The organism is Brevibacillus sp., from assembly GCF_003521185.1.
Taxonomy (GTDB): domain Bacteria; phylum Bacillota; class Bacilli; order Brevibacillales; family Brevibacillaceae; genus Brevibacillus; species Brevibacillus parabrevis.
Window position 1 is genome coordinate 38,963 of sequence record NZ_DOTK01000005.1, and the last position, 12,974, is coordinate 51,936.

Below are 12,974 nucleotides of genomic sequence, written 5' to 3' on the forward strand. Positions count from 1 at the left end.
ACATTTCTTATTCTGATCGAATCGCTTGAAGTGCGCTTAAACGGGAAGCCCGAATAGCCGGGAAAATCCCTGCGAGCAAACCGATAACAAAGGAGAAGCCGATGGCAAACAGTGCCAGCCAGGCTGGAATGACTGCCAATTTGCTCGGTTCGCCTTCCGGTCCGCCTCCGCCATACCCCATGTTCAAACTGTCCATGATGCCGCCCGAGGCTCCGAAATAATTCACCAGTTCTACAGCGCCCCAGGCCATGCCAAGCCCGGCCAATCCACCGATCAGACCGATAAAGCCCGACTCCATCAGGAACAGCCAGCGAATGTTGAATACCGTTGCGCCAATCACTTTCATGATGCCGATTTCTTTCGTTCGCTCCAAAATCGACATGATCATCGTATTGACGATCCCGATCGTGGCTACCAGCAAGGAGATCGCCGCGATACCGCCCAAGACCATCTGAATCACGAAGAAAAATTTGTTGATCGTTTCCAGCTCGCGCGCTGGCGACCAGACTTCGTAGCCTTTTTCTTTCAAGGCTTTGACGACGCTCTCTACCTGCTCGCGCGATTCCACCTTGACGGTCATCTGGTCAAATTCGAACGTGTCTTTCTTCGCTTGCTCGCGCGTACGGCGCGGTGAGCCTTCATCGCTCTCGTTGCCCCGGCTGCGGTTGACCCAATCGTTCAGCTCTTTGACGACACTGAGCGGCACGTACACAGCGCTGGAGTATCGGAAGTTTTCCGATTTGCGCAACTGTCCGACGACTCTCACCCGCAGTTCTTTTTTCTCAAACTTCGGTTCGTCGTCGATGCGGTATTCCCGCGTCAAAACGAGTGTGGCCGCTTTGTCGACGATGTTGAAGGCTGCTCCCTCGCCACCGCCGCCCATCATATCCGGCGGCATGTCGGACTGCCTGCCGCCTCCGGAATTTCGTCTGCGCGCCTCGCGTTTTTCTTTTTCCACATCGCGCATTTCTCTTGGAACATCGTATGCCACAACAACTTCCTGCGGAGAGCCTGTCAAATAGTTCCCTTTTTCCACATCGTTTTTCCGGTAGGCAGCCGATTCATTCACGTCTACCCCTACCAGCTCCACGTAGCCCTCGCGCCTGCCTACTTTGAGCTTCGCCTGCTCGTTCAGCCGCTTGACGGGCATGACGCTGGCGATTCCCGGGATCTTTTTCAGTTCTTGCACGGCTTCCATGTTCAGCCTCTTGCGCTGGTCATCCGGGATCGGCTCGTCCTTTTCCTGATTGTAATACATCGGCTCGACGTCCATTTCCGTCAGGTTCCCGAAGTTTTCCAAGCTTTTCACAGCGCTTTCCTTCAGGCCCAGACTGAGCGCCATCATGGCGACAATGGCCGCCGTTCCGATCATTACACCGACGGACGTCAGAGCCGTCCGCAGCTTCATTCGCCACAGATTTCTCCAGACGATGCGAAACGAATCTATTACCTTCACAATATGTTCACCTCATACCCTCGCCTACGCTGGTCTCGTCCTTTTTTGTACAACCCGGCCGTCTTGCAAGTAAATCACGCGGTCGGACTGTTCTGCTACTTCCTGCTCATGGGTAACGATGATGAACGTAGTCCCATTTTCCTTGTTCATTTCCCTCATAAGATGAAGGATTTCTTGCTCCGTCTTCGAATCGAGGTTCCCCGTCGGTTCGTCAGCCAAAATGATATCCGGCTGGTTGACCAGCGCTCTCGCAATACTGACACGCTGCTGCTGACCACCGCTCAGCTCGTTTGGACGGTGATGAATCCGCCCATCCAGCCCGACGCGATTCAAAATCTCCGTCGCTTTCGCCCGACGCTTCTTGACGCTTTCGCCCGCGAAGATCAGCGGAAGCTCCACGTTTTCCAGCGCAGTCAGGTTGGGCAGCAAATTGTACGACTGGAAAATGAAGCCCATGTTTTTGCGCCGAAACAGACATAACTGGTTTTCGCTAAACTTGGAGATCTCCTCTCCGCTTACCGTCACGCTTCCTTCTTCCGGCTTGGTCAGGCCCGCGAGCAGATTCAGCAGTGTGGACTTCCCTGAACCGGACGAACCGCACAGAGCCACAAACTCGCCGCGGTTGATGTGCAGGTTAATATCAAACAGTACGGGCACCCTGAGTTTCCCTGTTCCGTAGCTGTGATTGACCCCGGTTACTGTCAGCTCTCCTTTTGTGTTGGCCATCTTTTACAGCACCTCATTCGTTCATTTCTCATACTAAAGACGCAAAAACGTTCAAAACGTAACGGCTTTTTGAAAAACAATTTTTCCCTTGTTTTGTTACAAAAAAGATGCAAGATCTTCAAAATCATGTAACAAACGCGTAACCAACTGCTGCCAAATCCGTACTACAATAAGAGAGTGAAGAAAACACGGAGGGTCGATGACCGATGACAATCTACCGCTTTTTATTTGAAACCGCAACGCGCAGATGGGTGGAAATCATCAAGGCACCAAGCATGTTTGAAGCAGCGAAGCAAGCCAAACAGCTCGCTACCAAGCGCTCCCGCACTCTGTCCACGCCAATCAGCTTTTCCTTCCACCACGCTGCTTCCAATTAATTGCATACACACATCTGCAACCGCTCCTCATCTCGGGGAAGCGGTTTTTTATTTGTGGAGATATTATTGACATCGCCGTTTTTTTCCTCTTAATATAGAGGGAGACATTACAGTGCATGACAGTAAAGATCTGCATTCACTTCGCTGCTGCACATAAGGGAGATAATCAAAATGACCATGAAAAAAGCACTCACGATTGCAGGCTCCGATACCAGCGGCGGAGCTGGACAACAAGCAGACCTCAAAACGTTTCAGGAGCTTGGCGTATTCGGATTGACAGCGCTTACTGTCATCGTGGCCCAAGACCCGCACAACAACTGGAACCATGAAGTGTTTCCGATCGATGTGGCCATCCTCGAAAAGCAGATCGAGACGGTACTGGCCGGAATCGGCGTAGACGCAGCAAAAACGGGCATGCTCGGTACAACCGAACTGGTAGAGCTTGCTAGCCGCAAAATAGAACAATACCAATTGAAAAACGTTGTCGTTGACCCGGTGATGATCTGTAAAGGCGCTGAAGCGCTCCACCCGGAAATCGCCATCAGCTTGCGTGAAGTTCTGCTTCCGCGTGCGACTGTGGCAACCCCGAACTTGTTCGAGGCGGGCATCCTCAGTGAGATGGGCGCGCTGAAAAGCGTTGATGATATGAAAGAAGCGGCAAAACGCATTCATGACTTCGGCACCGCTTACGTTGTCGTAAAAGGCGGCACCAAGCTGGAAGGCGGCCATGCCGTCGACGTTTTCTATGACGGCCAATCCGTTGAAGTGCTTGAGTCCGAGCGCATTGACACTACGTTTACACACGGAGCAGGCTGCACATTCTCGGCTGCGATTTGTGCCGAGCTGGCAAAAGGCAACTCCGTGCGCGGAGCCGTTGCTGTCGCGAAAGATTTCATTACAGAAGCGATTCGCCACTCCTTTGCCCTCAATCAGTACGTCGGTCCAACCGACCATGGCGCGTATCGCCGCAAACAGCAAGCCTAAGCTTTTGCGCAAACAAAAAACTCCTGACCGGACGAAGCATATGCCTCGGAACTGGTCAGGAGTTTTTTTCGTTCACGTTCACGCCTGCTTTTTGATCGCCACTTCCTGTTTGATCGGAGCAGCGGCCGGTTTTTTGCGCATCGAGCTTGCGGTAAAAATGATCAGCGCAGACCAGATGCAGGCAAAACTGATCAAATGCGTGGTTGTAAACGGTTCTTTATAAAGGAAGACGGCCGTGAGCAAAGAAATCGTCGGAGACAAATACTGGATGAAGCCGACAATCGACAGCGGCAAGCGCACGGCAGCCTGCGCAAACCAGTACAGCGGCATCGCAGTCGCAACTCCTGCGAGCGCAAGCAGCAACATTTGCCACCAGGCGAGAGTCGCGATCGTCTCCGTTCCGTTCGCCTGGAGCATAAGCAAATAGCCGAGAGCGATTGGAGCGACAAACAAAGTCTCCCAGGCAAGCCCGATCATCGCTTCTTGCTTTACGAGCTTTTTCGCCAGACCGTAAAATGCGAACGTCACGGCTAAAGAGAGCGCGATCCACGGAACTTCGCCGTATTGAAAGGTGACAAACAGGACGCCACAGGCTGCCAGAATGAGCGCAACCCACTGCCCTGCGTGCATTTTTTCTTTTAAAAAGATGACGCCGAGCAACACGGTAAACAACGGGTTCATGTAATAGCCGAGGCTTGTTTGCATGATCTGGTTGTTATTGACCGCCCAAATGTAAATCAGCCAGTTCGCACTGATCAGAAGCGAACAAATGGCAAGAGCCGCGAACATCTTCCCCCCGGTTACCGAGCCCCACATCGTCTTCCAGCGTTTCGTTACCTGAATAATGATTGCGACAAAAAGAACGGACCAGACGATGCGGTGAGCGAGGATTTCCCATGCACCCATTGACTGAAACAGCTTCCAGTACAGAGGGAGCAAACCCCATGCAAAATACGCCGCAACCGCATAAAAGATCCCCTGTTTCATTTTTTCTGCCTCCACCGAGTTTGCCATGTGCCACACATATAGAGTAGTGTACCGGAATTGCCGCCAAACGGCTATGTATTCATGCTCAATATAAGCGTTTCAGATACTTTCCTTCGCTACCATAGTAGTGAGTTACCTAGATAGTTGATTACCTCAGTAACACAATAAAGCAAAGCTAAATTTTTTATTGTACCATTTTTCTTACTGGTGTACAATAGGCATTATTCAACCGAGTTTAGTCATAAGAAAGGAATTTTTACCTATGACATACTGGCGTTCTGTTCTGTTCGTTTTGTTTGGCGCATGCAGCTATGGCGTGTTGTCGCTGTTCATGAAACACGCATTTGCCCTGGGCTTCACTCCCTATGAAATGAGCGGAAGTCAACTGGTTTTCGGCGGCTTGATCATGATTGTGGCGGCCTTGTTCTTCTCGCGGGAACGATTCCAGTTCAAATACTTGCTGATCCTCGCGCCTGTCAGTCTGATGATGGCTTCTACCAGCATTTTTTACCATCAGGCTGTCAGCCGCGTGTCTGCTTCGCTCGCGATCGTCCTGTTGTTCCAATTCACCTGGATCGGGGTTTTGCTCGAATCTGTGGTCGATCGCAAGTGGCCGTCAGCTGCCAAATGGGTTTCGCTGCTCATGCTGGGAGGCGGAACGGTGCTCGCCAGCGGGCTTAGCGAAGGCGGCTTGCAAAACGTGAGCGTCACTGGCCTGATTTACGGACTGCTGTCTGGCGCTACCTTTGCCCTGGTCATTTTCTTCAGCGGCCGCGTCCTGCCCGGCATGAATCCTTACTTGCGCAGCGCGATTACGATCAGCATGGCTGCCGTCATGTTGTCCATCGTCTATCCGCCAACGTTTTTGCTCAACGGACGCCTGCTGGAAGGTCTGCTGCCGCTCGGCTTGCTGGTCGCTGTATTCGGCTCCGTCATCCCGATCTTTTGTCTGGCTGTAGGCGTACCCCGGATCGGCAACGGGCTTGCGACGATTTTGAGCGCAGTCGAATTGCCGACGGTCGTTCTCTTGTCCAGCTTCGTGTTGCATGAAACAGTTACTCTCTCCCAGTGGAGCGGCGTTCTGATGATCCTGGCTGCCATCTGCGTGCCGCAAATCAAATGGCGCAAACTGTTTGCTCCGTCACATGTCCTGGAGAAAAAAGGAATGTAACCGAAAAAGCGTGTCAGTCCACCGGGGACTCGGCACGCTTTTTTCTGTGAAACACGTCTCGACGTTTTGCATGAACGGGGATGTGAGCGCTTGCGGTTAACAGTTCTCTCTCTTTTCTAGCTGATAGGAAATCGGGGTGGTCGCATGGAATGGTATGAAGAGATTGCGATTCCTACATGAAGGAGGCTTGTGAAAAGATGACGCTTGCCGTTATGCCGATTTTTCGCATTTTTGACGAAGCAAAAGCGAAGGAATTTTACGTCGACTTTCTCGGATTTCAGGTCGATTGGGAGCATCGCTATGAGGACAATTTTCCGCTGTACATGCAAGTCTCCTCGCCTGACTGCGTGCTGCATCTGACTGAGCATCACGGAGATGCGTGCCCGGGTGCAGCGATCCGCGTGCAGGTCGAGGACATCGAGCTGCTTCACCAGACACTGGCTGGCAAGTCGTACAAATACGCCCGGCCGGGTTTGGAAAAGACGTCATGGGGAACGCATGAAGTGTCTGTGACAGACCCTTTTGGCAACCGGATTCACTTTTTCCAGCCGCATCCTTTTCCGTAAGCTGGGAGAAGCTGTTTCCCGCGAAAAGACGAGAACACAAAAAAGCCCAGCCAGGCTCGTGCAAGAACCTGCTGGGCTTTTCCCTTTTGCTGTATGGGGCGATCGATGGGACTTGAACCCACGAGTGCCGGAGCCACAATCCGGTGCGTTAACCCCTTCGCCACGACCGCCATGGACACAATCAGATCAGGTAGCGGCGGAGGGAATCGAACCCCCGACCTTTCGGGTATGAACCGAACGCTCTAACCAGCTGAGCTACACCGCCAAACGCTATGGAGCGGGTGATGGGAATCGAACCCACGCGACCAGCTTGGAAGGCTGGAGTTCTACCATTGAACTACACCCGCAAAACAAAGGCACGTCCACTCGCACGCTTCTGCGACCTACTCGCCAGCGCAAGTGGCTTTGCGAACTTCTGGCTCATCTTTGCGCCCAGAGGTTCTTTTCTGCATTTTATTGTAACACACGTGAAATTAAAGTCAAGAATAGCGAAAATAGACCCGCAAGACCCGTAACCCGTAGCCAAGCCCGCTTTTGTTACGAGTCCTGTGGAGCAACAGCGCACAGCAAGCTGTGCCGAAACATTCAGACAGAATCGGCCTGAGGAACGATCCGGTACACACAGCGATTATGCCCAGCCAAAATATGTTCGTCCCGCGTTATCGTCAAGCCAGCGCCGAGCACGGCCTGAAACATCTCCAGTTCCTTGTTGCACAAGCCGGAACAGGCCCTTGCCGCCTCGCAGATCGGACAGTGCTTCTCGACAAAATAAAACGAGCCGTCTTCGTTGGCAATGATCTCTGCCATATAGCCTTCATCCGTCCGCGATTTGGCCAAAGCAAGCAATTTTTCCTGCAACGGCAAGCTAAGCGGCGCCTTGCTCTGATAGTCCAGCACTTGCTTGCGGTTGCGAATTTCAATCAGCTTCTCCAAGCCTTCCTCGCCGAAAGCTTCCTTCATCGATTCGATCAAGCTGACAGTCAAATCGGCATAGCCGTCCGGAAACAGGCGGTTTGCCTCAGAGGTCAACGCCCACATTTTGGCCGGTCGGCCCATTGAGCGCGGTTCCTCGGAAAAAGTGACGAGCCTTTGCTCTTGCAGGTCGTATAAATGCTGCCGCACCGCCATGGCGGTCACCCCCAGCTCGCTCGCCAGCTGATTGGCGTCCATGGCGCCGTTTTGCTTGAGCAGATTGATGATCGACCGCCTCGTTCTTTCTGCCCCGTCTTTTGCATTTGTGTTCGACTTTTTCAATCCCATCACCTTCAAAATTCGGACTGTCTAGATTATAAAGAAAAATATTGACAAAGTCAAAGCACAGGTATAATTTGTTAATTAAAGAAATTTCTTTACAAAGTATCCGGATACTTGGCCGCTCTGTTTACAATCCGCGAAGGAAGGTGACCAGCTTGTCTGCACAAAGCATTTTTGGCCCGCGTTATCTTGCTTTATCGATTGGGATCATTTTGTCAGCGATGGCGATCGGTTTCGAAGGATTGGCCGTCACAACAGTCGCTCCGGTCATTGCTGGCGATTTGCAAGGGATTCATTTGTTCGGCTGGATATTCAGCGCTTATTTGCTGGCGCAAATTGTCGGTACGCTCGTGGTCGGCCGTCAGATTGACCGAAAAGGGCCTGCCCTGCTTTTCACCATCGCTGTCGCTTTGTTCGCGCTCGGACTCGTCGCAGCCGCCATCGCTTCCAACATGTACGTCATGATCGGTTCGCGCGTCTTGCAAGGCTTCGGTGCGGGAGCCATGTACACTTGCATGTACACGGCCATCTCGCTGAGTTATCCCGATGAACTTCGCGCCAAAATATTGGGTTCACTAGGCACTGCTTACGTGCTCCCCTCCATGCTCGGGCCCTATGTAGCCGGATTGATTGCCGAACACTTTTCGTGGCGATTCGTCTTTTGGGGCGTGCTGCCTTTCATGCTTCTTGCCGTGCTTCTCACGCTGCCTGCCTTCCGCAAGCTGACGATCCCCGCTGTTCCAGCGAAAGACGAATCCGGCGTGGTCGGCCTGTCTGTGCTGCTCGCGGTCGGAACCGGGCTGTTTTTGAGCGGACTTGGCATGCTGCCGCAAGCATGGGGAGTCGCGCTCATCATCGTGGGCCTCGCTTTGATGGTTCAACCTCTCCGCAAGCTGCTGCCCTCAGGAACCTTTACTTTTCAAACTGGCTTGTCGGCTCTGCTCGCTTCCCGCGGACTCTTTTTCGCCGCCTATGTCTGCACGCAAAATTTTCTCGTGCTCGCTTTGACAAAAACGAAAGGGCTTGCTCTGGACAAAGCGGGGCTGATCGTGGCAAGCGCGGCGTTCAGCTGGTGCATCGTGGCGATTTTGCAGGCTCGCTGGGACGCAGCCGATCAAGGTCGCGGACGCTCGAAGCGAATCACGCTCGGGATTTTGCTGATGCTTGTCGGGATCGGCGTCATGCTGTGGGTGCCATCCCTGACGATTGCGATGGCGGTGATCGGGGAAGTCATCATCGGGATCGGCATCGGATTGGCGCATACCGTAAGCGGAACAGTCGCCTTCACTCTGGTCAGGGAAGGGGAAGCTGGTCAAGTATCTGGCAACCTGCAATTCGCGGACTCCTTTACCCCCGGCGTGGCGGTCGGGATCGGCGGAGCCGTAGTCGCCATGAGCCAAACCGCCGGAATGTCCATGGCCGCAGGAGTTACAATCGCCATGGCCTTTAACCTCGCGCTGATTTTGCTCAGTTTGGTGGCGAATGCGCGAACCAGGCAAAGTCAACCAAGCAAACAAACATCTGCCTAGCCTTTTTCCACAAAAAAATCCCCGCTTTCCTGCGTCTGGCAAAAGCTTGCCGTTCGCAAGGAAACGGGGTTTTTCATGTCCACATGGCGGGAAACTGCTCCAGTGTCAAGACGCCGGTGAATGCATCGTCCAAGTTCCAAAAGCCGAAGCCATGCTCCACTCGGGCTGGCAGCATGGCTTCGGCTTGCTTGACCTGGACTGGCATCAGCAAGAGCAGTCCGGCGGAGAATCGGCTTGGCAAAAAGACAGCACGGCATTTCCGGTCACATCGGCGAAATACGCTTCCACGACGCGGCGAAAATGTTGCGCAGCACGGGAAATATACCGACTTTTGTGCCATAGCAACGTAATCTCTCGTGCCAGCCGCTGATCCTCGATTCGCAAATAGTGGACTTGTTCGTGCAGGCTCCTCCCTGTGCACGGAATAAAAGCGATGCCGATCCCTGTTTCCACGAAGGTGACGAGCCTCGCAGGTTCATCGCCCTCGTACACATAGGCAGGCTCAAATCCGGCTTCGTGGCAAACCGCATCCACCAAGTCGCGTGTGGCATACCCCCGTTTGACTCCGACAAACCACTCGCCTTGCAGCTCAGCCAAAGCGACACTTCGCCGTCCAGCCAGTCGGTGGTTTTTGGGCACAGCGACGAGAATCGGATCGAGAAACAATGTCTGGCATTGGATTTCGTCGTCCTGTACCGGAAAAGACGACAGGCAAAAATCCGCCTCCCCGCGCCTGAGCGCCGTCAGCATCTCTTGCGTAGTCACCATTTGGACGTGAAAGTGAATCATCGGCCATTGTTTCCGAAATTCACTCAAAATCCCGGGCAGCGTGCTCGCATTGGTCACCGCCAACTTGAGTGTTCCGTACTCAGCCTGGGTCCAATCGCGAATTTCCCGTTTGCCTTCTTCCAGTTCCAGCAAAGCCCGCTCAGCCCGGAGCAAAAATCGGCTGCCGTGCTCGTTTAAACGCAGCCTTCTGCCCACTCTATCGAATAGCGGAGCCCCCAAGTCCTCTTCCAGCCGCTGAATCGTTTTGCTTAACGACGATTGCGTCACATGCAGGCTTCGGGCAGCCTCGGTCACATGCTCCAGCCTGGCTACCGTGAGAAAATATTGCAACTGCAAAAGTTCCATGCCGCCATCCCTCTTCCATTCATTCCTTTTAATCAATGAAAGTATAGCATCAAATGCGTTGGAATAAATGAATGGTTTCCCGTACGATGACAGCAATAACGTATGGGAGGAACAAACATGGAGATTCGTCAAAAGTGGCTGATGGTCGCCGTCGGACTGGGCATCTTGCTGAATCCGTTAAATTCATCGATGATCGCCGTTGCCATTGCCAGACTGCAACAAGTGTATGCTTTGGACTTTGCTACCGTTTCCTGGATTCTGTTTTCGTTCTACATAACAAGCGCAATCGCGCAGCCCGTGATGGGCAAGGCCAGCGATATGTTTGGGCGAAAACGCATTTTTCTCGTCGGGCTGGTCATCGCCGGGATCGCTTCGTTGCTTGCCCCCTTCTCCGCCACGTTTGGCTGGCTTCTTGTTTGTCGCATCGGGCAGTCGATTGGCACGAGCATGGTCGTGGCAGTCGGAATCGCCATCGTGCGGCATCATGTTACGGAAAAGCAAGGGACGGCGCTTGGCGTGTTATCCTTGTTCCAGTCTACGGCCGCTGCCATCGGCCCTTTTATTGGCGGGGTGCTTATTCATTGGTGGGATTGGCCTTCTATCTTCTTCGTCAATCTTCCGTTCGCTTTGGCGAGTTTTTTGCTCGTGTGGAAAATGATTCCGCGCGACGAGCCGTCCATGTGCGTATCCCGGCAGCTTTCCTTGCGCCAATGGATTGCGCTGTTGGACATCCCGGGAATTGCCTTGTTCACAGTGGGGCTCGTCGCCTTGCTCATCGGCTTTTTCCAGGCGAAGTCGGCCGGGCCTCTCGCTTATGGCAACGTCATTCTCGGCGGAATCGGCCTGGTGAACTTGGCGGTCTTCATTCGCCACGAGCTGCGGGTACCGTCACCGTTTCTGCCTTTGCACGCATTCGCCAAATACCGTGCCATGACATGGGTTCATATCCAATTTGTCCTCGTCAACGTCGTGTTTTACGCGATATTTTTCGGCCTGCCGGTTTATTTGCAAACCGTTCGTCACGTCTCCGAGCTGCATACCGGACTCTTGATGTTAAGCCTTGGCTTGGGTTCGCTGATCGCATCGCCATTAGCCGGACGCTGGATCGACAAGTCTGGACCCCGCCCTGCTTTGCTCGTCTCTGCTGTCTTGATGCTCTTCGGCGCTGTCTGGCTCGCGATGTTGAATCCTGCCTCCCCGGTGATCAGCGTCTGTGTGGCATTGGCAGCGTTTGGCGTAAGCAACGGGCTGAACAGCGTAGGCATGCAGGCCGCCTTGTTCCGCTCCACGCCAAAAGAGATCATTGGCGTCGCCACCGGATTGTTCATGACAGCCCGCTACGCCGGGACGATCCTCGCCTCGCTACTGGTCGGCCTCATTCTTCAGGCAAAAGGGGTTGTGCTTTTTGCAGCCGTCCTCTTCCTGCTCGCCTTGTCTCTCTTGTTCATCAACGGGCGACGCAAAAGCTTGGGACAACCAAGGGAATCATAAACATGCGAAAACGGACCGAAACAAAGCTGCTTCGGTCCGCTTCTCATTCCATCTCGCTTGCAAGGCTTTCTTTTCCGGTGGCTGTTTCGCCTATTTCCCCGCCAGCTTGGAAAAGTTGTCGGCAGCCAGGCGGATCGCCAACACGCTGCCTGTATTCAACGAGTTATCAAACAGTAAAACTTGGTTGTTTTTGACTGCCTTCAACGAGTTCCATACAGCCGATCCTTGCTTGTCCTGGATGGCTGCTTGGGCAGCGTCAAGCTTGTGCTGAATGATGATGTAGTCGGGATTCATTTCCGCAAGGGCTTCCAGGGAAAGCTCGCCCCCCTCTTCCGGGTACTGATCTGGCTTTTTCAGGCCAAATCCTTCTGTCTCGTTGTAGTAAACCGTATTTTTCGTCCCTTGGGCGGTAAAACCGTTTTTGCTGCTCACCCGCAGCAAGGCAAACGTTTTTGTTTTCAGATCGCCCAGCCGCTCTTTTGTTTTGGCGATCTTCTCTTTCGTATCTTTGACGAGCTGTTCGCCCAATTGTTCTTTTCCGATCGCCTGTGCGCACAGCATGGTGGCGTTTTCCCATTTGTCACTGTAGTCAATTTGAATGAAGGGCGCGATTTTCGACAGATCGTCGTACTGGGCATCGCCATGGCCTTTGAAGCTGACAATCAGGTCAGGCTTTGCCGCAATGATCGCTTCCAGGTTCAAATCTTTGCCGCTGCCCAGATCGATAATCTCCGCCTTGCCCACATACGGCTGCAAGGTCGCGTATTCTTTCAGCGCACTCTCTGCACTGCCCGAGGCAATCGGCGGCACGTCCAATGCGAAAAAGTAGTCAAGGAACAGAGGATGCAGCACAGCAATGCGCTTCGGCTGCTCCTTGATCGTCACTTAATGACCCGCACCGTCGGTAATCGTCCTTGGCCATTCGCCTTTTGACGAAGAACTCGCGGAAGGCGTCTGCTCCGTTCCCCCTCCAGCGCAGCCAGCCAGCACTCCCATCAGCAAAACTAGCGAAAAAATGATTCCTGTCCATCTATTCATGTCGGTTCCTCCAGCATCGTTTCATTCCTGTATTGAAAACCTGGCCTTGCGCTTTCCGTTTGCTCCCCTGCTTGCCGATCATCCCTTTCTTTTGCCATGGCTGCCCGCCTTGTCTTCTCCAAAGCAGCAGCACTTTCATGTCGAGTTCGATTGATAATCATTCTCGATACATAGTGTAGCAAGGGCGCTCGCAATTGGAAATACACAGAAACCTAAAGGGACATGCACAATTCTCCAAAAACGCCGCTGTTCTGGCGCGAC

14 protein-coding genes and 3 tRNA genes are annotated in these 12,974 nt (G+C 53.2%); 6 read left to right on the plus strand and 11 right to left on the minus strand.

From position 1 onward, the window contains the following. Window positions 1-7 precede the first annotated feature (7 nt). Complete coding sequence (locus tag DEP07_RS00885; protein ID WP_122964935.1) at window positions 8-1,456, minus strand: ABC transporter permease; 1,449 nt, start codon at window positions 1,454-1,456, stop codon at window positions 8-10. Window positions 1,457-1,480: 24 nt separating this feature from the next. Further along, entirely contained in the window at window positions 1,481-2,182 is a 702-nt protein-coding gene (locus tag DEP07_RS00890) for an ABC transporter ATP-binding protein (RefSeq protein WP_122964934.1), read from the minus strand. 206 nt (window positions 2,183-2,388) lie between these two features. On the opposite strand from DEP07_RS00890, the gene DEP07_RS00895 reads away from it, so the two are divergent. Further along, window positions 2,389-2,559, plus strand: a complete 171-nt coding sequence (locus DEP07_RS00895) for a hypothetical protein (RefSeq protein WP_167470319.1) — start codon at window positions 2,389-2,391, stop codon at window positions 2,557-2,559. Window positions 2,560-2,730: 171 nt separating this feature from the next. Next, entirely contained in the window at window positions 2,731-3,543 is an 813-nt protein-coding gene (gene pdxK, locus DEP07_RS00900) for a pyridoxine/pyridoxal/pyridoxamine kinase (protein WP_122964933.1), read from the plus strand. A 78-nt stretch (window positions 3,544-3,621) separates the two neighbouring features. Here the strand turns inward: pdxK and rarD are convergent, their stop codons facing one another. Beyond that, window positions 3,622-4,530, minus strand: coding sequence for an EamA family transporter RarD (gene rarD / locus DEP07_RS00905; protein ID WP_173599302.1), 909 nt, complete (start codon window positions 4,528-4,530; stop codon window positions 3,622-3,624). A gap of 262 nt (window positions 4,531-4,792) precedes the next feature. Here rarD and DEP07_RS00910 point away from each other — a divergent pair, with 262 nt between their 5' ends. Together DEP07_RS00910 and DEP07_RS00915 are read left to right on the plus strand one after the other, a co-directional pair. Then, entirely contained in the window at window positions 4,793-5,701 is a 909-nt protein-coding gene (locus tag DEP07_RS00910; RefSeq protein ID WP_122964931.1) for an EamA family transporter, read from the plus strand. 197 nt (window positions 5,702-5,898) lie between these two features. Continuing rightward, complete coding sequence (locus DEP07_RS00915; RefSeq protein ID WP_122964930.1) at window positions 5,899-6,267, plus strand: glyoxalase superfamily protein; 369 nt, start codon at window positions 5,899-5,901, stop codon at window positions 6,265-6,267. Between the two features lie 94 nt (window positions 6,268-6,361). On the opposite strand, the gene DEP07_RS00920 is transcribed toward DEP07_RS00915, so the two are convergent. From DEP07_RS00920 to DEP07_RS00935, 4 genes are all read right to left on the minus strand, one after another. Continuing rightward, window positions 6,362-6,437: transfer RNA gene (locus DEP07_RS00920), tRNA-His, on the minus strand. 21 nt (window positions 6,438-6,458) lie between these two features. Beyond that, window positions 6,459-6,532: transfer RNA gene (locus DEP07_RS00925), tRNA-Met, on the minus strand. Window positions 6,533-6,540: 8 nt separating this feature from the next. Then, a tRNA-Gly gene (locus tag DEP07_RS00930) sits at window positions 6,541-6,614 on the minus strand. 238 nt (window positions 6,615-6,852) lie between these two features. Beyond that, entirely contained in the window at window positions 6,853-7,521 is a 669-nt protein-coding gene (locus DEP07_RS00935) for a helix-turn-helix transcriptional regulator (protein ID WP_122964929.1), read from the minus strand. 146 nt (window positions 7,522-7,667) lie between these two features. Between DEP07_RS00935 and DEP07_RS00940 the strand changes: the two genes are divergently transcribed. Continuing rightward, window positions 7,668-9,050 carry an MFS transporter gene (locus DEP07_RS00940; protein ID WP_353772861.1) on the plus strand — a complete coding sequence of 461 codons (1,383 nt, stop codon included), beginning with the start codon at window positions 7,668-7,670 and terminating at the stop codon, window positions 9,048-9,050. Between the two features lie 73 nt (window positions 9,051-9,123). On the opposite strand, the gene DEP07_RS00945 is transcribed toward DEP07_RS00940, so the two are convergent. Both DEP07_RS00945 and DEP07_RS00950 read right to left on the minus strand, forming a co-directional pair. Further along, window positions 9,124-9,255 carry a hypothetical protein gene (locus DEP07_RS00945; protein WP_255679099.1) on the minus strand — a complete coding sequence of 44 codons (132 nt, stop codon included), beginning with the start codon at window positions 9,253-9,255 and terminating at the stop codon, window positions 9,124-9,126. After that, window positions 9,255-10,184 carry a LysR family transcriptional regulator gene (locus DEP07_RS00950; protein ID WP_122964928.1) on the minus strand — a complete coding sequence of 310 codons (930 nt, stop codon included), beginning with the start codon at window positions 10,182-10,184 and terminating at the stop codon, window positions 9,255-9,257. The genes DEP07_RS00945 and DEP07_RS00950 overlap by 1 nt, the downstream gene beginning before the upstream one ends. Window positions 10,185-10,301: 117 nt before the next feature. On the opposite strand from DEP07_RS00950, the gene DEP07_RS00955 reads away from it, so the two are divergent. Further along, on the plus strand, window positions 10,302-11,675 hold the full coding sequence (locus tag DEP07_RS00955) for an MFS transporter (RefSeq protein ID WP_287101975.1): 1,374 nt from the start codon (window positions 10,302-10,304) through the stop codon (window positions 11,673-11,675). A gap of 90 nt (window positions 11,676-11,765) precedes the next feature. Here the strand turns inward: DEP07_RS00955 and DEP07_RS00960 are convergent, their stop codons facing one another. Beyond that, the gene (locus DEP07_RS00960) at window positions 11,766-12,560 is read right to left on the minus strand and encodes an iron-siderophore ABC transporter substrate-binding protein (RefSeq protein ID WP_287101976.1); all 795 of its coding nucleotides are present in this window, start codon (window positions 12,558-12,560) and stop codon (window positions 11,766-11,768) included. After that, window positions 12,561-12,713 (minus strand): hypothetical protein, encoded by a 153-nt coding sequence (locus tag DEP07_RS00965; RefSeq protein ID WP_287101977.1) that lies wholly within the window; start codon window positions 12,711-12,713, stop codon window positions 12,561-12,563. Window positions 12,714-12,974: the final 261 nt, after the last annotated feature.

Bases quoted from the DNA above. Each gene is read 5' to 3' on its own strand.
- DEP07_RS00915 (WP_122964930.1), top strand. From the start codon at position 5,899: ATGACGCTTGCCGTTATGCCGATTTTTCGCATTTTTGACGAAGCAAAA.
- DEP07_RS00945 (WP_255679099.1), bottom strand. From the start codon at position 9,255: ATGCCAGTCCAGGTCAAGCAAGCCGAAGCCATGCTGCCAGCCCGAGTG.
- DEP07_RS00890 (WP_122964934.1), bottom strand. From the start codon at position 2,182: ATGGCCAACACAAAAGGAGAGCTGACAGTAACCGGGGTCAATCACAGC.
- DEP07_RS00955 (WP_287101975.1), top strand. From the start codon at position 10,302: ATGGAGATTCGTCAAAAGTGGCTGATGGTCGCCGTCGGACTGGGCATC.
- DEP07_RS00910 (WP_122964931.1), top strand. From the start codon at position 4,793: ATGACATACTGGCGTTCTGTTCTGTTCGTTTTGTTTGGCGCATGCAGC.
- pdxK (WP_122964933.1), top strand. From the start codon at position 2,731: ATGACCATGAAAAAAGCACTCACGATTGCAGGCTCCGATACCAGCGGC.
- DEP07_RS00950 (WP_122964928.1), bottom strand. From the start codon at position 10,184: ATGGAACTTTTGCAGTTGCAATATTTTCTCACGGTAGCCAGGCTGGAG.
- rarD (WP_173599302.1), bottom strand. From the start codon at position 4,530: ATGAAACAGGGGATCTTTTATGCGGTTGCGGCGTATTTTGCATGGGGT.
- DEP07_RS00895 (WP_167470319.1), top strand. From the start codon at position 2,389: ATGACAATCTACCGCTTTTTATTTGAAACCGCAACGCGCAGATGGGTG.
- DEP07_RS00965 (WP_287101977.1), bottom strand. From the start codon at position 12,713: ATGAATAGATGGACAGGAATCATTTTTTCGCTAGTTTTGCTGATGGGA.